15 protein-coding genes are annotated in these 19,267 nt (G+C 33.9%); 2 read left to right on the top strand and 13 right to left on the bottom strand.

Translation table 11 applies throughout. From position 1 onward, the window contains the following. Positions 1 to 18: 18 nt before the first annotated feature. From BM319_RS21520 to BM319_RS21470, 11 genes are all read right to left on the bottom strand, one after another. Positions 19 to 1,002: an aldo/keto reductase gene (locus BM319_RS21520; protein WP_091024633.1), complete on the bottom strand. Its 984-nt coding sequence runs from the start codon at positions 1,000 to 1,002 to the stop codon at positions 19 to 21. A 40-nt stretch (positions 1,003 to 1,042) separates the two neighbouring features. Then, a complete protein-coding gene (xylB, locus tag BM319_RS21515) occupies positions 1,043 to 2,542 on the bottom strand; it encodes a xylulokinase (protein WP_091024630.1) in 1,500 nt (499 codons plus the stop codon). Positions 2,543 to 2,638: 96 nt separating this feature from the next. Beyond that, positions 2,639 to 3,973: a xylose isomerase gene (gene xylA / locus BM319_RS21510; protein ID WP_069033673.1), complete on the bottom strand. Its 1,335-nt coding sequence runs from the start codon at positions 3,971 to 3,973 to the stop codon at positions 2,639 to 2,641. A gap of 33 nt (positions 3,974 to 4,006) precedes the next feature. Then, positions 4,007 to 4,978, bottom strand: coding sequence for an aldose 1-epimerase (locus BM319_RS21505; protein ID WP_069033672.1), 972 nt, complete (start codon positions 4,976 to 4,978; stop codon positions 4,007 to 4,009). A 32-nt stretch (positions 4,979 to 5,010) separates the two neighbouring features. After that, positions 5,011 to 5,646 carry a YesL family protein gene (locus BM319_RS21500; protein ID WP_069033671.1) on the bottom strand — a complete coding sequence of 212 codons (636 nt, stop codon included), beginning with the start codon at positions 5,644 to 5,646 and terminating at the stop codon, positions 5,011 to 5,013. A gap of 46 nt (positions 5,647 to 5,692) precedes the next feature. After that, the gene (locus tag BM319_RS21495) at positions 5,693 to 6,559 is read right to left on the bottom strand and encodes a carbohydrate ABC transporter permease (RefSeq protein ID WP_091024682.1); all 867 of its coding nucleotides are present in this window, start codon (positions 6,557 to 6,559) and stop codon (positions 5,693 to 5,695) included. 51 nt (positions 6,560 to 6,610) lie between these two features. Continuing rightward, positions 6,611 to 7,486 (bottom strand): carbohydrate ABC transporter permease, encoded by an 876-nt coding sequence (locus BM319_RS21490; protein WP_091024628.1) that lies wholly within the window; start codon positions 7,484 to 7,486, stop codon positions 6,611 to 6,613. Between the two features lie 85 nt (positions 7,487 to 7,571). Further along, positions 7,572 to 8,879 carry an extracellular solute-binding protein gene (locus BM319_RS21485; protein ID WP_069033669.1) on the bottom strand — a complete coding sequence of 436 codons (1,308 nt, stop codon included), beginning with the start codon at positions 8,877 to 8,879 and terminating at the stop codon, positions 7,572 to 7,574. Between the two features lie 93 nt (positions 8,880 to 8,972). After that, a complete protein-coding gene (locus tag BM319_RS21480; RefSeq protein ID WP_025568614.1) occupies positions 8,973 to 9,767 on the bottom strand; it encodes a response regulator transcription factor in 795 nt (264 codons plus the stop codon). A gap of 1 nt (position 9,768) precedes the next feature. Further along, complete coding sequence (locus BM319_RS21475; protein ID WP_286143869.1) at positions 9,769 to 11,388, bottom strand: cache domain-containing sensor histidine kinase; 1,620 nt, start codon at positions 11,386 to 11,388, stop codon at positions 9,769 to 9,771. Positions 11,389 to 11,774: 386 nt separating this feature from the next. Continuing rightward, entirely contained in the window at positions 11,775 to 13,457 is a 1,683-nt protein-coding gene (locus BM319_RS21470) for a long-chain fatty acid--CoA ligase (protein ID WP_091024626.1), read from the bottom strand. Between the two features lie 463 nt (positions 13,458 to 13,920). Here BM319_RS21470 and BM319_RS21465 point away from each other — a divergent pair, with 463 nt between their 5' ends. Further along, positions 13,921 to 14,832, top strand: a complete 912-nt coding sequence (locus tag BM319_RS21465; RefSeq protein WP_025568618.1) for a Gfo/Idh/MocA family protein — start codon at positions 13,921 to 13,923, stop codon at positions 14,830 to 14,832. A gap of 57 nt (positions 14,833 to 14,889) precedes the next feature. Here BM319_RS21465 and BM319_RS21460 read toward each other — a convergent pair whose 3' ends face one another. Together BM319_RS21460 and murQ are read right to left on the bottom strand one after the other, a co-directional pair. Beyond that, complete coding sequence (locus BM319_RS21460) at positions 14,890 to 16,302, bottom strand: PTS transporter subunit EIIC (RefSeq protein WP_091024624.1); 1,413 nt, start codon at positions 16,300 to 16,302, stop codon at positions 14,890 to 14,892. A 21-nt stretch (positions 16,303 to 16,323) separates the two neighbouring features. Next, complete coding sequence (murQ, locus tag BM319_RS21455; protein ID WP_091024622.1) at positions 16,324 to 17,214, bottom strand: N-acetylmuramic acid 6-phosphate etherase; 891 nt, start codon at positions 17,212 to 17,214, stop codon at positions 16,324 to 16,326. Between the two features lie 738 nt (positions 17,215 to 17,952). Here murQ and BM319_RS21450 point away from each other — a divergent pair. After that, the gene (locus tag BM319_RS21450) at positions 17,953 to 18,930 is read left to right on the top strand and encodes an O-antigen ligase family protein (RefSeq protein WP_286143868.1); all 978 of its coding nucleotides are present in this window, start codon (positions 17,953 to 17,955) and stop codon (positions 18,928 to 18,930) included. Positions 18,931 to 19,267 lie beyond the last annotated feature (337 nt).

Here is a 19,267-nt window from a genome sequence, read left to right as displayed (position 1 = left end):
AGTTCAATACATTACTTTTTAGTAAGCACCTTTGATAAAGTCAGAAACATTTTTTTGATAGAAAAGCTCTAATTGATCTAATTCCGCTTTCGAAAAAGATTGTATATTCATTGCTTCTAAGTTGCCATCCACTTGGCGTTGGTTTCTAAATCCAGGAATTACACATGTAATTTCCTTTTGATCTAAAATCCATCTAATTGCTGCACCTGCCATCGAAGACCTTCCTTCAGCAATCCAGTTAATTCGATTTGCCAATTCTACTCCTTTTTTAAAGCCCAAGCCTGCAAATGTTTCTCCGATATTAAAGGCCGCTCCATTTTCATTAAAGTTTCGGTGATCATCTTCCTCAAAAATATGATCAGCCTTATACTTTCCAGATAAGAGTCCACTGGCTAGTGGTAATCTTACAAGAACACCAACTCCACGCTTATAAGCCTCGGGAAGTAATTCTTCTAATGGCTTTTGTCTAAAAATATTAAAGATAACCTGTAAGCTTTTCACATTTGGGTTTTCTAAGCAAATCATTCCTTCTTCAACCGTTTCAACGCTAACCCCGTAATGGCGGATTTTCCCTTCGCTTTTTAAACGGTCAAGTACATCAAATACTTGTCCATCCTTTAAAATTTCAGTTGCTGGACAATGCACTTGATATAAATCAATCACATCTCGATTTAATCGTTTTAGACTATCCTCGCAATAAGACTTAACCGCTTCATATGAGTAATTTTCCGGTGAAAAGATATCACCTTTTCGACAAAATTTTGTTCCTATATAAATTTTATCTTCAAGTCCTTTTGTGGCTTTAGCCAATAGTTCTTCGCTATGACCATCACCATATACATCTGCAGTATCAAAAAAATTTACACCTTGGTCGATTGCGTGTCGTAATGATTTTAAAGCTTCAGTATCATCTGTTTTGCCCCATGCTCCACCAATTGCCCAAGTTCCAAAACTTACCTCACTAATCATTAAACCTGTATTACCAAGCTCTCGATAATTCAAGTAAAACTCCCCCTCTAGTGCTAATTTTTAGCGTCTTATACTAGTTTCTAAATTCAGATAACATTCTATTTAGTTCCTTTGTGCTGGAATAAATTTGCTTATAAATAGAATAAAGCTTCTCATATTGTTTAACATTTTCACTAACTGGTTTATATGAAGTGATTGGCTTTATGAACTCTTCTGCACAAGCCTCTAATGATTCAAACCAATTACATCCATAAGCAGCAAGCATCGCCGCACCCATCCCAGGACCTTGCTCGCTTGAAAGCTTAATAATTGTCGCATTAAAAATATCTGCTTGCATTTGAAGCCAAATAGGATTTTTTGCACCGCCACCAATTGAAATAATTGAATCAATTCTTTTACCGTTATTTCGGAAAATTTCAATTGACTCGTTCAATGAAAAAGTAATACCTTCCATGACGGCCCTCGCAAAGTCACTTCTCTTATGTGCTGCATCCATACCGATAAAACACCCTCTAATAATTGAATCCGCATGCGGTGTTCTTTCACCAACCAAATACGGAGTAAACATTAAACCATTTGAGCCAATTGAAACAAGGTCAACATCTTCTAATAGTTGTTCGAAATTCACACCCTCAGCAAAAGTATCTTTAAACCAACTTAACGAATATCCTGCGGCAAGCGTTACACCCATTGAATAGAAAGCATCTTCTTTACTATGGTTAAAATAATGAACCTTTCCTTTGAAGTCTTGTTCTCCATGCTCTTCATAAGAAAGAACAACTCCTGAAGTACCAATACTACATAGCGTATTGCCTTCTTTTAAAATACCTGAGCCAATTGCGCCACAAGCATTATCGGCTCCGCCTGCAAATACTTTCACTTCACGGCTAAGTCCTGTCAAAATAGAAACTTCTTCTGTAATTGTTCCAACACAATCATGAGACTCGACAATTGGTGGGCAAAGATGTAAAGGAATATCGAATTTAGTACATAATTCTTCACTCCACTGCTTTTCTTTCACGTTTAAAAGTAATGTTCCGGCAGCATCTGAGTATTCAGTATGAATTTCTCCAGTCAGACGATAACGAAGATAGTCTTTAGGCAATAAAAATACTGCTGCCTGATTATAGATCTCTGGTTCAAATTCCTTTACCCATAAAAGTTTTGGTAAAGTAAATCCTTCAAGTGCTGGATTTTTCGTTATTTCAAGTAAACGTTCTTTGCCAACTATTTCATTGATCTTTTCACATTGCTTAGTCGTTCTTGTGTCATTCCATAAAATTGCATTACGAAGGATTTCATTTTCTTTATTCAATAACACTAGACCATGCATTTGACCTGAGAAGCTAATCCCTTGTATATCATTCGGATGACCTTTAAAGTCTCTAACTAGTTCGGCAAGTCCATCGATTGTTTTTTCAACCCATTCTTCTGGTCTTTGTTCACTATATCCGGATTTTTCTTGTATTAATGGATAGGCACGAGATACTTCTTGGCATACTTCTCCGGACTGATTAACAAGTAAAATTTTTACGGCACTTGTACCTAAATCAATACCTACTACATATTTCATAACAATCATCCTTTTATTGTTTTCTTTAGCGTATCGTATGAGAAAAATGTGCTGGAAATAATGAGTTTCCCAGCACATTTTATGATCAAAAGGTTTTTAAACTGTTGCGAATTCAGAAATCGCTTCTAATAAATATTGGTTTAGCACTGATTTAAGACGTTCTTCACGACCAGATTTATTTTGGATATCACCTAAATTTAATGCATATGCTTCAAGTGTATGGAAACTTGCTTTATTTTCTACGATTTCTTTACCAATACCATAAGTGAAGCTGCTATAACGATCTTCAATAAAGCTTTCAAATACTTTATCTTCAATTAGTTTATTAGCTACTAATGTGCCAATTGCAAAGCTATCCATTCCAGCTATATGTGCATGGAATAAATCTTCTACATCAAATGATCCTCTTCTTACTTTTGCATCAAAGTTCAGGCCGCCTTTTCCTAAGCCACCATTTTTTAAGATTTCATACATTGCTAATGTAGTAGAGTATAGATCTGTAGGGAACTCATCTGTATCCCAACCAATTAACTTATCACCTTGGTTTGCATCAACTGAACCAAGCATTCCGTTAATTCGAGCAACACGTAATTCATGCTCAAATGTATGACCAGCAAGTGTTGCATGATTTGCTTCAATATTGAATTTAAACTGTTTCTCTAAACCATTAGCTTGTAAAAACGCTAGTCCAGTTGCCACATCAAAGTCATATTGATGCTTTGTTGGTTCTTTTGGTTTTGGTTCAATTAAGAACTGACCATCGAATCCAATTTCTTTTGCATAATCTACAGCCATATGGAAGAAACGCGCAAGGTTGTCTTGCTCAAGCTTCATATCAGTATTCATAAGCGTGTCATAACCTTCACGCCCACCCCAGAATACATAGTTAATTGCACCAAGCTCTTTTGCAATTTCTAATCCTTTTTTCACTTTTGCAGCTGAATATGCAAATACGTCCGCGTTATTAGATGTAGCGGCTCCATTTACATAGCGAGGATGAGTAAACATATTTGCCGTATTCCAAAGCAATTTTGTTTTACTTGTTTTCATATATTCTTTTATCATTTCTACAATGACATCTAAGTTTTTATAAGTTTCACCTAATGTATTTCCTTCAGGCGCAACATCTGAATCATGAAAGCAGAAGAAAGGAACATCTAACTTTTCATAGAACTCAAATGATGCTTCTACACGTGCCTTAGCTAGATCCATTCCCGTTAAATGATTCCAAGGACGTTGCATTGTACCTGCTCCAAATGGATCTGAACCATCTGCAGTAAATGTATGCCAGTAGGCAACTGAAAAACGAAGTAAATCCTCCATTTTTTGACCGTTAATTATTCTTTGAGGATCATAATATTTAAATGAAAATGGATTTTTTGATTTAGGACCTTCGAATTTAATTTTGTTAATATTAGTAAAGTAACTCATGTTTAATTCCTCCTAAAATAGTAGTTTTGTATTTTATGACTTATGTGAAACGACAATCCATGCGCGCAATACTTTCATGTCTTTTGGCTCAATTCCTTGTAATCCCGTCAATTCTCCATTTACTTCAAGATTAGGAGCGTTAGTTACCCATGTGTAGGGCTCAGGGCATAAAAAGCCGCTTCTCGCATCTTTGTTATAAACAACCCAATGTTTAAAACTTTGGTCAACGGTATAATTAATCTCAATTCCTGTTGATTTGTTTGTTATTTGTGCCGTTTGTAGGCCACTGTTATTAGGGTTAGATAGAAAAACATCATCTAACTCTAGCCCGTACAGGCTCATTCCTTCATTCAACTCATATTTGTACTCAATATCTTCTAATTCCCCCGTTGGTAAAAATCGATCATTTAGTTTCCAACGTTTATCCACTGGAAGCTTGAAGATTGAAGTTTCTTCAGGGAATACAAAGCTAGTATGATATCCAAAGCCAAACGGTAAAACTTCACTACTTTTATTAATAATTTCTGCTTTTTTAGCGAATAAATTATCATTTAAAATAAAGCTCATCCTTATCACAAAATGATGCGGGAATTGAGCCATTACATCTTCATGCTTACTTGAATCAAACTCAGTAATAATTTTTACTGTTTGCTCATTAACCTCTACACTCGAGATATTCCACTCCCTTGTGTGAACGAAACCATGAATGTGATTTTGCTTGTCCATTTCATTGATTTCAAATTGATATGTTCTTTTGCCAAATCGAAACTTTCCTTGATCGATTCGATTTGGAGGAAACAGGATTGGAGTACCGTAAAGAACTGGGTTATTCAAATACTCCTCGGTTGAGTTAGGGACCCTTAAAAGCTCAGTATTTGATTTTTTATGAACCATGGAAATTAAGTTTGATCCCCATCCGGGAATAATGATGATCTCCAATTCACTATTACCTGCTTTAATCGCTGGTTCATTTAAAAAAGAGATTTCCTCAACATAAGTATTCATCTAGATTCCCCGTTCTAAGATAATTTCTACACTTAGACTTTACTAATCTTACCTTGTCTTTGGTCTATTCGATTAAAGCTATACATACCACAGAACATGAAAATCCAAGCAATTGATATGACACTAAAGAATGGAATTAGCCCTGGTTGGTACAGCAACAAAAATAGTATAGCGATTAGACTAACTAGCATTAGTAAAGTAATGTGAAAATGAAAAACACTTAAAAAGAATGCATTTTTTAAATAGTCTTTAAGTTTAAATTCGTAATGTACATATAGTGGGAAAATATAAAGGAAAACCATTAAATAAACTGCCACTATGATTAATAAAGGGATGATTAAGATAAACTGGAGCATCCCTTCAATCGTTCGAATGTAAAATACATCAAACGCTAGGAAGATGCCACTACAAATGAATACCAAACCAAGTTTATTGGAACTTTTAAATTCATTTAGGAAGACAGTTAAGAAAGTTCTCCAAATCGGAAGATCCGTTTCTTTTATGATCCATTTACGAACAATTGTAAATAGGGCTACTGTAGCAGGGAAAAAACCAAATATGACTAGTCCTGCAATTGTAAAGAGGAACCATAGCAGATTGACATATGCTAATTTCATAACCCACTCACATAGCGTAAACAATTTCCCCATTGTTTTTCCGAGTATCATTTAATCACCCTCCTTTACAAATTCATCTTAGCTTTATCTAATGCAGTTAACCTTTTACTGATCCAGAAGCAATTCCTTCTACAATTCGATTACTTAATATAAGGAAGGCAATTAGGATTGGTAGTATACTAATAACTAACGTAGCTCCAATTGCTCCCCAATCAGTCGTATACTGCCCAATAAAGTTTTGAATACCAACCGTGAGTGTTTTAAATTGATCTGAACTTATAAATGTATTAACAAAGACAAACTCATTCCAGTTGTAAATCATATTAATAATTGCTGCTGTAGCAATAACTGGTGAAGTCATTGGTAAAGTAATCTTAAAAAATATATGGTTAATTGATGCCCCATCCATAATCGCTGCTTCTTCTACCTCTCTAGGGAGAGCTTCGTAAAAACCAATTAAAATCATAATCGTAATTGGTAAGTTAAAGGCTGTGTACGTAAGGATTACCGAGAGTGGATTATCAATTAAATTTATTTTTGTAAAAGTATTAAATAAAGGAATCAGTGTAGAATGGACTGGAATCATTAAACCTACCATAAATAATCCCAAAACCCATTTACTTGCTTTCCAATTCATTCTTGTAATCGCGAAGGTTACCATACTTGCTAATACAACCGTTAAAATAACGGCAGCGATTGTGTAAGTCACACTGTTAAAGAAATACTGACTAATATTTCCCTCAGTCCAAACTTTCGTATAATTCTCCCACTTTGGGCTTTCAGGTAAAGAAAAAGGTGACATATTGAAAACTTCTTGGTTATTTTTTAATGAAAAAAGAAATAGCCATATGATCGGAAATATTTGAAAAATCGCTACGATTATAAGGAAAAGATACATAAAACCGTAAGCAACTTTACTAAAAACACTATTTTTGCTACGGTCAGTTTTCTTTTCAGTTACAATGGCTTGAGATCCTGTAGCTCTTACCGTATCCACTTAAAATCCCCCTTTCTTTTAGTAAATGTCATTATTTGATTCAGTAAACTTACGAATAACCCAAGTAACTACTAAACAAATAACTAATAAGAAAAATCCAATTGCACTTGCATATCCAAAGTCAAAGCCTTTGAATGCTTTTTGATACATATAGGAAGCCATTACTTCACTTGCACCATTAGGGCCTCCACCTGTCATAACATAAATTAAATCAAAATATTTAAGTGATCCAACGACGGCAAGAACAATCGTCACTTTCACAACATTCATGATTAATGGTAATTTTATTTTTAATGCGATTTGAAGTGGTGTTGCCCCGTCAATTCTTGCGGCCTCGATTAGAGAGTCCGGAATATTTTTAAGAGCTGCATAGTAAATCAGAATATAAAAACCTGCGTACTGCCAAATAATTGGAATAATAATCGCATACAATGCTAAGTTTGTTTCTGCTAACCAGGCAGGTGGATTATGAACGCCTAGAGAAACAAGTAAGCTATTTAAAATACCGTTAGTAGGATGATAAATTTTAAGCCAAAGCTGAGCAATTGCAACAGATGCAAGCAGCATCGGAATAAGATATATTTTTCTTAGAAGGTCTGCACCTTTAATTTTTCCAGCAAGTATAAATGAGATGAACAAGTAGCCAATTAAACTAACGGCTGAAAATACTGCCAATAAAAAGGAGTGGAAAGCACTTTTCCAAAATAGAGGATCATGTAATAAGTGGGAGTAATTCTTTAAACCTATGAACTCCTTTTCCCCAATTCCATTCCATTTCATTAAGCCAAAGTATCCAGTTTGTACGATTGGAACGTAAATCAAAGCAAGGATCAGAAAAAGAGCTGGTGTAATATACAAGGCGATTATTTTTTTATTTGACATAGCTTTATTCACTTCGATTCAACTCCTTCCCCTATATTTAAAAATCAAGGGCATACTTCAATGAATCCATATGCCCTTTTCTTTAGTACATCAGAAATTATTTATCTTCTGCCTTTAATGCTTCTTCATGTTGTTTAGCAAAGTCTTTTGGTTTTACTTCATTTCCAAATAAAGATTGGATTAAGTTTAAGTGAGTTTCTGCTACAGAAGCACTCATTTGAACGTCAGCAAATAGTGTTAAGTTACTAGCTTTATTTAACTCATTTAACACATCAATATATAATGGTGGTAAATTTACTTTTGAAGTATCAACCTTAGTTGCTGGGATTACACCCGCTTTTTCTACAGATTGCTCTCCCCACTTCTCTACAAAGAATTTAACAAAGTCTTTAGCTTCAGCTTTAACTTTTGAATGCTCTGCTACGAATAAACCTACTCCAGGGCCACCAACCCAGCTGTTAATATTTCCTTTTCCGCCTTCATAAGTAGGGAATTTAAAGAAGCCTACATTGTCACGGAAATCTTTTGGAATTTCTTCATTTGTCGTAAAGTTTGGAAGCTCCCATGTTCCCATTAAGTACATAGCTGCATTTCCATTTAAGAATTCAGATTTACCTTCATCATTTGATAACCCATTAAAACCTTTATTAAATGCATTTTCTTTAACTAGGTTTTGAACCTCTGTTGCCGCTGATACAAGTGCAGGATCTTCGAATGTTCCTGTACGGTTAATTGCTTTATTAAGTACATCAGCTCCACCAATTCTGTCCGCTAAATACATATACCAAAGTGAACCTGTCCAACGATCTTTATTACCTAAAGCGATTGGAGCAACTCCATTTTTAGCAAGTGTTTTAACAACGTTTTGGAATTCGCTGTAAGTTTGTGGTACTTGAAGGTTATATTTTTCAAAAATTGCTTTATTGTAATAAATTGGAGCGATGTTTAGTTCTAGAGGTAATCCATATGTTTTTCCATCGATTGCATATGCTTCTGTTGTTCCACTTACAAAAGAATCTTTTAATCCGTTATTTAACACATCATCTAAATCAGCGAAAAGGCCACCTTTTACAAATGGTTTCATATATCCTGCTGCCCATGTAAACCCAACATCAGGAAGTTCATTAGAAGAAGAAAGAACTTTAATCTTATTCTTATATTGCTCATTTTCAAGAACTTCTACTTCGATTTTTACATCCTTATGTTCAGCCTCATATTGCTTAATAATGTCAGATACAATTAAGTTTTGTTGCTTAGAACTACCAGCTGGCCAAAGATGCATAAACTTGATCACTTTTTTGGAACCGCTTTCAGTTGACGCGTTATTAGATTTACCACAGCCAGTTAAAGCAACCATTAGAATAAGAACTAGTGCTAACATTAATGAAGACGCTTTCTTAAACATGTCTAACCCCCATTTTTTGAATTTTTCGTTACAAGTAAATTCTAGCACTAAAAAAAAAACGCGGTAAGGTAACCACGATTGGATAAAATTCCACTATTTTTGGATTAGTGAATCATCAAGTTCCGACACTTTTCTAAATTTACTAGGGGTAATACCCTCGTAATCCTTAAAGATCTTAATGAAATATTTAGCTGTCTGATAGCCTACTTCTAGGGCAATTTCTTCAATTTGTAAATCTGTTGTCAGTAAACGATTTTTTGCAATTTGTATTCTCTTTCTAGTTAAATACTCACTAAATGTTAATCCCACTTGCTCTTTAAATAACACACTAAAATAGCTCGCATTTAGATGAACCGCATCTGCTACATCCTTTAATGAAATTTGATTGCTTATATTTTCATTAATAAATGTCTTAGCTGCCTTAATTGAATTAGAGCGGTTATTAACTTGATCTAGCTTTAATAATTTCTGATCAGTTACTTTTTCCATATACTCAATCCGTTCAATATTTGCTTCCTTTTCTAGTGCTTGCTCAATAGCCTCTATTAATTTTTGCTTACTTACTGGTTTTAATAAGTAATTTACAACTCCTAGGCGAATAGCCTCTTGGGCATATTCAAAATCAGGGTGTCCAGAGATAATAATTGAAACAAATTTATGTCCTTTATCCTTTAGTTTTTTTAAAAGCTCTAAACCATTCATTTCAGGCATACAAATATCAGTTACTAATAGATGGATTTTTGTTCTGCTCAACTGCTCAAATGTTTCTTGGCCATTTGCAGCACTAAGAATTTCAAATTTACCATTTGACCATTTCTCTAATGTTTTTTTTAATCCTTGTCTAGTCGCTTGTTCATCATCAACAATTAGAATCACTTTTGTATCCAAATTATTCTCCTCCTTTGTCTGGAACTTCGAATAATACAGTTGTGCCTTTACCGATCTCACTTTCTAAACGAAGGCCACTTAAGTCATATCCTTCGTAATATAATTTGATTCTTTTATTTACATTAGTTAGCGCCATACCCATCCCCTTAAAGGACGATAAATTATCATTTTTAATTGCTAAATTAAGGGCATTAAGAGCTTCTCTATTAATCCCCGGTCCATTGTCCTTAACAGTCACTAATAAATTAGATGAGTCATTAATCCGTTTAATCTTCACTAAAACACACCCTTGTTCTCGACTACTTTCAATACCATGCATAATAGCGTTCTCAACTAAGGGTTGGATTAGCAGTTTAGGTATTTTAATAGATAATAGATTTGGCTCAACGGATATCTCCCATAACAACCGTTCTCCTAATCTCATTTTCATAATTTGTAAATAACGTTCAATTTGGTCGAGAGCAGCTTGTATAGTTACCCATTCACTACTGTTTGCATTGCCAATTGTATAACGAAATAATCCCGACATTGCAATCACTATTTCTGCTAAATCCTCCTCACCTCTATCATCTAAAGACCAGTAAAGTGCATTTAGCGTATTATAAAGGAAGTGCGGATCAATTTGGGCTTGTAGTGCCTTCAACTCAGTTTGACTACGAAGTAATTCCTTTTCATAAACGACCTGTATTAAATGATTCGTATTTTCTACCATCTGGTTATACGTTCTATTTAATTCAATAATTTCTAATGAAGCTGCGCTTTCCTTGTTAATTTTCAACTCGTCCATTTTCGCATTCTTCATTGTATTTGTAAGTTTCTTTATCGGTCTTGTGATCATTGTTGCTAGAATAATTGATGAAATGACAAAAATGATAAGTCCAATCGCACCAGATAAAAGGGTTGCTTTTCTTACCGGTGTTACCCGTTCATTTAAAAAGCTTGTAGGTTTTAAAATAACAAGGGTCCAACCTGTTTTTGCAGATGGTTGCGTAACAATCATATATTGCTTTTTATTTACTTTTATCGATTCATATCCTTCTAATAAAAACTTTTGGATATCAATACCGTAATTATCCGTTATCGGAGCTAAATCCCTATCCAGAAGCATCATATAATCCTTCTCTCCAGGAGATAAATTACTTTCTTCAACCTGAAAGTAACTATTAAGAATTCTTACGACTAAATATCCTCCATTTGAAAACCATCGATCCATTAAACTTACCCTTCTTATTGCATAAGAATAGTTACTATTATTAGGATCTTTTCCTACCCACACTAATCTTCCTTTCTCGGTTTCTGCTTCCTTTACCCATTTCTCATCGATTACACTAGATAAATTTTTTTCACCGAATGGAAAAATGCGATTACCTTCCGAAGAATATAGTTCAAAAGAAGAGATTCCATTCGAATAAGCTAAAGAGTTATTTATGACTCTAATTAGCGATTGTCTTTTTGCAAAATCAACACTTTCCCCGTTTTTCAATCCGAGTAATATTTGTTGAACTGTTTCATTGGTCATTAATTGATTTGATAAAGTGTCAATTTGTTTATACAAAGTTTCCATTCTTCCATTTGCTTCAACAGCCGTTTGTTGGATTTGCTTCTCTGTTGTATCTTTCATTAAAGTTCCAACTTGGTTATATACCATAATAGATACAATGGATAAAACAATCACCATAACAATCAAGAAGACAGCCAATATTTGATTTCGTAAAGTGTTTAATTTTCTTAACCGTAATCTTATTTTGACGATTGTAATCACCTTTTCAGTAGTAAGTTGGTGTAAGGGCTTTCTTTAAAAATTATCATACTATATTTATTATTAGTCTGAATATTAAAAACACCTATCTAGTAATAACTACCAGATAGTTTAAGGGCACTATTTGGAAAATGGTAAATAGTTCAAACAAAAAATCAACACGAAAAAGAGGAACCTAAACATTTGATGTTGAGGCTCCCCTTTTCATTTAGTTACTATTTATCCCTTCCCTGTACTTTTGACTTTTCTCACTCATTAACTTGTTCCACTTTACTCCATTCTGCTTCCTGAAGAGTCCTCCATAAAATTTTCCCGCTTGCGGTAGTTGGTAATTTTTCAATAAACTCGACATATCTTGGGTATTTATAGTTAGCCATATGCTCTTTAGACCAATCGATAATTTCATCCTCACTTACTTTTCCTGAATAAATAGGATTTAGGATCACATATGCCTTCACTGTTTCGCCCCTTTTTTCATCAGGCTTACTAACAACACAAGCTTGTTGAATGGCCGGATGTTTATATAGCAAGTTCTCCACTTCGGTTGGCCAAACTTTAAAGCCTGAAGCGTTAATCATCCTCTTAACACGGTCAACGATAAAATAATACCCTTCATCATCAAACCGACCGATATCTCCTGTACGGAAAAATAGTTTACCATCTATTTCAATAAAGGCTTCATTTGTTTCTTCTGGTCGGTTAAAGTAGCCTTTAAAAACTTGTGGTCCATTAACAACAATCTCACCAACCTCGCCGACACCTAACTGTTTCATTGTAACCGGCTCGATAATTCTGGCGTCTACGTCAAAAGATGGAATTCCTAGACATTGAAGTTTTGGTCGATCTGGCGGATTAAAATGTGTCTGAGCAATTGTTTCTGATAATCCATACCCTTCTACGAACTTTAAACCTGTTAATTTGAATAGCTGCTCACCTACTGCTTCTGGAAGTGGAGCTCCACCACCTGCAATATTTACAAGAGACTTGATATCTTCTGTATTTAAATTTGGATTTGCTAAAAAGTCGATCAGCATTGTACTAATATTTACCCAGTGGGTACATTGATAGTTTTCAATTAGTTTACACGCATGGTATCGATTCCATCTTGTTAGCAATACCATACTTGAACCTGTAAGAATCGGTGTATGCATTCCATGAACCATTCCTGTTACATGGAATAGAGGTAAAGTTGAAAAACTAACGGCATTTGCAGAAATATTCATCCAAACGGCAGATCCTACTACATTTGCTTGTACCGTTTTATGTGTATGTATACAGCCTTTAGGTAAACCTGTTGTTCCTGAAGTATATGGAAGAACTGCAACATCTTCTGAATTACCTTCATATAGTGACGGGGTAAGCTGTGTTTGTATTGCATCCTCCCAATAAAATAGATTTTCGTTTTGATAGATTTTCTTTGACTCAGTTATTTCAGCCGTTAAATCGGAAACTAAAGGAATGGTTGGTAAATATTCAGAGTAAACTGCAACTACTAAATTCTCTAATCCAGTTGTAGCTTGTAAAGGTTCAATTTGAGGGGATAGTTCTTGGCCAATGATCGCGGTTTTAATTTCACAATCATTTATGTAGAATTCAAGTTCATCTGTGGTGTTCATCGGGTTAATTGGTACTACAATTCCTCTTACTCTTAATATTGCATAAAAGGCGATGACATATTGAGGTGAGTTTTGCATATAAAGCATTACACGTTCACCAGGGGATATTTCTAACCTATGCTCAAGATACCCTGCTAGATAATCAACCTCTTCAAGAAGCTGCTTATACGTTTTTGAAGCACCATAATACTCTATTGCGGTTTTATTTGGATATCTTTTTGCCGAAACGACTAAATTATCATAAAGTGTTGTCTCAGGTAAAGTTAAAGATTTAGATACCCTTTTTGGCCAATACGCAAAATGTGAAGTACTCATAATTTTTCCCTCCGCTTATGTATCTTATTTTATATTAAGTTTTAATGCTGACAGCTCTTTCTTGTATGTTTGATATTTTAGTTATTAACAAAAAAATTTAGGGCATGTACTCAAATAGGATGCCTATTTAATGAATAACGCTCTACTAGAAAACGCTTATAATTCATTCAATATAAATATTAACTTTGAAATTTTTTGAAAGTAAATTTGCAAAAAGAGGCAATTGCTAAGTTTAGTGTGGAAAGGAAAAATGGAATGGGAAGTCATTATCATAATCAACTTTAGACCTTATTATAATGGAAAAGCTTAAATGAATAAATAGTTTTTTGAAAATTAAAAAAACTATTTGATTTAATCGAGATATTTAATTTGAGTATCTAAAATTTTTTAAGTAAAATTACATACAATTACTTACTTTACCACTTTTCTATGTTTCAATTAATAACAAGTGAGGTGTTAGCATATGAGAATTGGAATAATCGGTTTAGGAGATATAGCTACGAAGGCCTACCTACCAGTCCTTTCAGAAAAAGAAAAGATCGAGTTGGTGCTATGTACAAGAAGTAATGAAACACTAGACCATTTATCAAATAAATATCGAATCAGTGAAACTGTTAATACTGTAGATGAATTGTTAGAAAAGAATATTGATGCAGCATTTGTTAGTACAGCTACTGAGGCTCATTTTATGATAACGAAGAAGTTATTATTAAATGGTATAAACGTTTATATTGATAAACCTATTTCGATGAATTTCAAAGAAACTGAACAAATTGTAAATCTAGCCAGAGAGCAAGGAAAAATAGCAATGGTTGGATTTAATAGACGATTTATCCCTAGAGTAAAAGAGCTTACTATGCATGGAAAGGCTAGCTTAATAATCATGCAAAAAAATAGATTTAACTTTCCTGAATATACTAGAAGATTTGTTGTAGAGGATTTTATCCATGTGGTGGATACACTGAGGTATTTAATGTCCACTAATGTAGTTGATTTAAAAGTCAATTTCTTAAAAAAAGATAATATGCTCGAACACCTAGTCATTCATCTTATAGGTGAGGGATGCACGGCAATTGGAATAATGAACAGAAACAATGGTGTTACGGAAGAAATGATTGAATATATGACACCACAAAATAAATATGTAGTGAGTAGTTTAGTTGAAACCACTCATTATCACAATAAAGAAATTAATATTACAAAATTTGGTGATTGGGAACCAACCTTATATAAACGTGGTTTTTACCAAATTGTTGATCACTTTCTTGACTGTATAGAACAGCATAAAACGCCAGACCCTTCAATAAATGATTCCTTAATCACTCATGAAATTTGCGAAAGAATCGTTCAGTATATAGATTCTAATGTAGATTAAATAAAAAACCCGAATAGTAGACTCGAGAGGTCTAATTATTCGGGTTTTATTAATTATTTATTCTTGTTCAGCCATTGCATCCTTTGGAGTACCGAATAAATATGTTAGAACGAAACCACCAGCATAACCAGCAAGTAATCCGATCACATATTTTAGCCACATTCCGTGTGCAATTAGTGGAACTAACGCTAAGCCTGAAGGACCAATTGCAATTGCTCCAACATTACCAAACATTCCAATTACTGCACCTCCAATACCACCACCGATACATGCAGTGATAAACGGACGACCAAGAGGTAATGTAACACCATAAATTAATGGTTCACCAATACCTAAAATACCTACTGGAAGAGCACCTTTAATCATATTTGATAATGATTTATTCTTTTTGCAACGTAACCATAATGCTAATGCTGCTCCAACTTGTCCAGCACCTGCCATTGCAAGAATTGGTAATAATTCTGTAGCACCAGTTGTATTAATTAACTCGATATGAATTGGTGTTAATACTTGATGTAAACCTAACATTACTAATGGTAAGAATCCCAGACCTAATATAAATCCTGCAAAAATACCGCCTTTTGCAATAATCCAGTTAATTGAGCCAATTAAATTATCAGAAATAAATCCTGCGAAAGGCATGATGAAGAAAATTGTAAGCAAACCTACTACTAATAAAGCAATCATTGGTGTAATTATAATATCTAAAGAATCTGGAATAACTTTACGTAATTGTTTTTCTAAAACTGATAATAAATAGACTGCAAGTAGTACACCAATAATACCACCTTGACCTGGAGCTAATGGATCACCATTAAAGATATTTTTAATTGGTTGATCAGGAAGCATACCTGTTAAAAGCGTTACCCCACCAATTACTCCACCAAGGGATGGTGTCGCCCCGAATTCCTTCGCTGCGTTAATACCAACATAAATCGCTAAATAAGCAAAAATTGCGTTTTTAATTACATTTAAAACTGTAACATATTGTGACCAAGTTGCTGCATCTAGGTTTTGAGCAGTAATATTATTTGATAAAATCGAAGCAATACCAGCAATTAAACCTGCACCAACGAATGCTGGAATTAATGGAATAAAGATATTACCGACTTTTCGTAAGAAATTTTTAAAAGGTGTGTTATTTTTCTTTTTTAATTCAGCTTTAAGATCTGAGCCCTTTTCTTTTAAAGCAGCTGAAGAAGTTCCTTGTTTTCCTGATGAGCTGTTTTTCAGATGACCAAATTGTTCTGCAACTTTAGTTACTGTACCAGGACCTAAAATGATTTGGTAAGTCTCATCATCAACAGTTCCCAAAACCCCGTTAATTTTTTTAACCTGATCTTCATTGATTAAATTACGATCAGCAACATTAACACGAAGTCTAGTCATACAGTTTGTATATGACACTACATTATCAGTACCGCCGATTGCATCAGCGATTTCAGAAGCTAGTCTTTGATATTTATCCATCTTCTACTCCCCCAACAATTTTTATTTTTGTATTGCTTTTCGAACAAATCCTTCAGATTTTTTCAATTGCTCAATTGCTTGCTCATAACTAAATCCAGTAAGAATCATAACGATTGCTACTTTTGGACTTTGATTCGACTTTGTTAAATACTCTTCTGCAATTTCATACGTACAAGAAGTTGCTTCCATTACAATACGCTTTGAACGCTCAACTAGTTTTTCATTTGTTGATTGAACATCAACCATTAGGTTACCGTATACTTTTCCAATACCAACCATTGATGCTGTAGATAACATATTGCATACTAACTTTTGAGAAGTACCTGCCTTTAATCTAGTTGAACCAGTTAATACTTCAGGTCCATTAACAACTTCAATTGCTATTTCTGCCTCTTGACCAATTTTTGAGCCCTTGTTACAACTAACCGCTACAGTCGCAGCACCAATTTCTTTGGCATATTTTAAACCACCAATAACATAAGGAGTACGACCACTTGCTGCAATTCCGACTACAATATCATTTTTACTTAACTTAATTTCCTTTAAATCGTGGGTTGCAAGTTCTTCGCTATCCTCAGCACCTTCAACTGCTTTTATAAAAGCTTTTTCTCCACCTGCTATTAACCCTACTACCTCTTCTGGGCTTGTTCCAAATGTAGGAGGACATTCAACTGCGTCTAAAAGTCCTATGCGGCCACTTGTACCTGCACCAATATAAATCAAGCGACCCCCACTTTTGAAAGCAGTTACAATTTTTTCAACAGCTTTAGAAATATTAGGAATCTCATTTCGAACGGCAGCGGAAACTTTAGCATCCTCTTCGTTCATTACGGTTAAAAATTCTTCTATAGACATTTCATCTAGATTCATTGTTTTTTCATTTCTTGTTTCGGTTGTTAAATTCTCAAGCATGTTTGCTTCACCTCAAGTAATTTTTTATGACTAAATTTAATTTCATACATATTATAACTATTTTTGAAATAAAATTTCAACATTAAAATTCATAAGGAAAAAATTTCATATTATTAATTCGTATTTTTGTTCAAATAAATATCACATTCTTAAAACGGCTACTAACAATTTTTCTTTTAAAAGATGCATAAATCTATAATTTATACATTAATTTGTCTGGCAAAAAAGTTTAAGCTCAATTTACAATTTCAAAACATAATTACTAAACTATTGTGGTATTTTAAACCTATGTATTTAAAATATGTTTGTTAAATCTGATGACAACTTAACTAAAATACAATTGATTTTACAAATGAAAAGACAACATCCTCCATATGATTAAGGATATTTATGTCACTTAACTAGGGGTATACAATGAAAAAGTTTATACAGTTTTATAAAAATTTCTCGTTAGTGGAGAAAAGCGCACTTCTCTGCTTTCTCTTACCTCCAGTAGGTATTTCTTTGCTATTGATCATCGGGCTTCGTACACTCTATACTCAATGGTTTACTAATAAACGGTTTATTTATTCGTTTAGTTCGTACTTTTTCTTATGCCTACTTATATCTACTATTGGTGCTGCCCTATTATTTAGAAATATATTATTTTTATTGGTCAGTATCATGATTCTTGGTTACTGGGGAATATATTGTAGGATTTTAGTAACTGAGAAAGGTCAATTATTTCAGAGATTTCGCATGATTATCATTTTTGGAGGCGTATATAGCTGTGTGATTGGATGGATATCCAAATGGTTCTTATTCCCTAAAATTGTAGGTTATTTATTGGGGACAGTGCTTTACGGAGAAGTGGAGCCTAAGAATTTTAACCGTCTAATTGGTTGTGCATATAATCCCAATTTTACTGTTTTTATTTTATTAATCGCTATTTCTTTTCTCTTTGCCAGTCTACTTTCTAGTCTAGAAAGGAAACATTATATTAGCTTAGCGTGGCAGCTTCCGATCCAACTATTACTTAGTTATGGAATTTATCTTACGGGTTCAAGAGCTGGCTTTGCGACGATGATTCTGATTTATTTACTTTTTATCTTCCGACTTAATCGAATCTTTTTCTTTGTTTGTACAATCTTCGGACTATTCTTTTCGAAGTGGTTGCTCTATATAATGCCAAGGGCCGATTCGGTTATTCAAGCAGGGCATAAAAGGTTGGACATTTGGAAAAACGCATATACCATATGGAAAAATCACCCTTTCTTTGGTGTGACTCCGATTGGATTCGGTCAAGAATATGTCATACAATATGGTCACTTCATCCCCCATGCACATAATTTACTGCTAGGTATGTTTGCGGAATACGGAACATTAGGAGGATTGGCTTTTATAACATTAATTAGTATAAATATTGTAAAATGCATTCACCTATTCTTATTTGAGCGCAGTAAAAAATGTTTTTTTAACAGTTTTTTACTCGGCCTACCAATTATTTTGTTTACAGGGGTATTTGATGAGCCGGTGTTTTCTCCACAAATCGGTTTCCTTACAGTCATACTGCTTGGGTGTTGGGATCGATATTCGAAACGTATGCAATTCAATATCGAGATTTCAGTAATTCAAGGCAAATTTATTAGCGTTTATGGGAGCACGGCAAGGTTAGTTGTAAGCTCATACATGATTTTGCATTATTTAAAATCCAAGTTTATTAGTAACAAATACTAAAGACCCCTACAACTAGATAGGGGTCTTTTTTCAGAGTGTTGAAATATAAAATGGTCAATAGGGAAAACGGACATTAAATGAACATTTAATAATGATGAAATTATCATTTTTCTGGATGATCTTTTAATGGTTTTAAATGTTAATATGTTCGAGCAATTTTATGATTCCAATAACACTAGACATTTTTTTCAGAAGTTAAAAAATTATGAGCTTATTCTTAGAAAAACAAATTCATTTGACTAATTTAGTTTAATGTTCGATATTAAATGAACTACAAACTGATTAATAAAAACTGCTAGATTACTCTAAGTAAAGGCTATTTGATTAGGATTTATTG

Source organism: Bacillus sp. UNCCL81 (genome assembly GCF_900112535.1).
In the GTDB taxonomy this organism is placed as follows: Bacteria; Bacillota; Bacilli; order Bacillales; family Bacillaceae_G; genus Gottfriedia; species Gottfriedia luciferensis_B.
Note: the sequence above shows the minus strand (reverse complement) of the source record. Positions and strands in the feature narration are given on the sequence as shown.

Coding starts and splice junctions, on each gene's coding strand:
- BM319_RS21470 (WP_091024626.1), bottom strand. CDS start 13,457: ATGAGTACTTCACATTTTGCGTATTGGCCAAAAAGGGTATCTAAATCT.
- BM319_RS21485 (WP_069033669.1), bottom strand. CDS start 8,879: ATGTTTAAGAAAGCGTCTTCATTAATGTTAGCACTAGTTCTTATTCTA.
- BM319_RS21475 (WP_286143869.1), bottom strand. CDS start 11,388: ATGAAAGATACAACAGAGAAGCAAATCCAACAAACGGCTGTTGAAGCA.
- BM319_RS21450 (WP_286143868.1), top strand. CDS start 17,953: ATGATTATCATTTTTGGAGGCGTATATAGCTGTGTGATTGGATGGATA.
- xylB (WP_091024630.1), bottom strand. CDS start 2,542: ATGAAATATGTAGTAGGTATTGATTTAGGTACAAGTGCCGTAAAAATT.
- murQ (WP_091024622.1), bottom strand. CDS start 17,214: ATGCTTGAGAATTTAACAACCGAAACAAGAAATGAAAAAACAATGAAT.
- xylA (WP_069033673.1), bottom strand. CDS start 3,973: ATGAGTTACTTTACTAATATTAACAAAATTAAATTCGAAGGTCCTAAA.
- BM319_RS21505 (WP_069033672.1), bottom strand. CDS start 4,978: ATGAATACTTATGTTGAGGAAATCTCTTTTTTAAATGAACCAGCGATT.
- BM319_RS21460 (WP_091024624.1), bottom strand. CDS start 16,302: ATGGATAAATATCAAAGACTAGCTTCTGAAATCGCTGATGCAATCGGC.
- BM319_RS21465 (WP_025568618.1), top strand. CDS start 13,921: ATGAGAATTGGAATAATCGGTTTAGGAGATATAGCTACGAAGGCCTAC.
- BM319_RS21500 (WP_069033671.1), bottom strand. CDS start 5,646: ATGATACTCGGAAAAACAATGGGGAAATTGTTTACGCTATGTGAGTGG.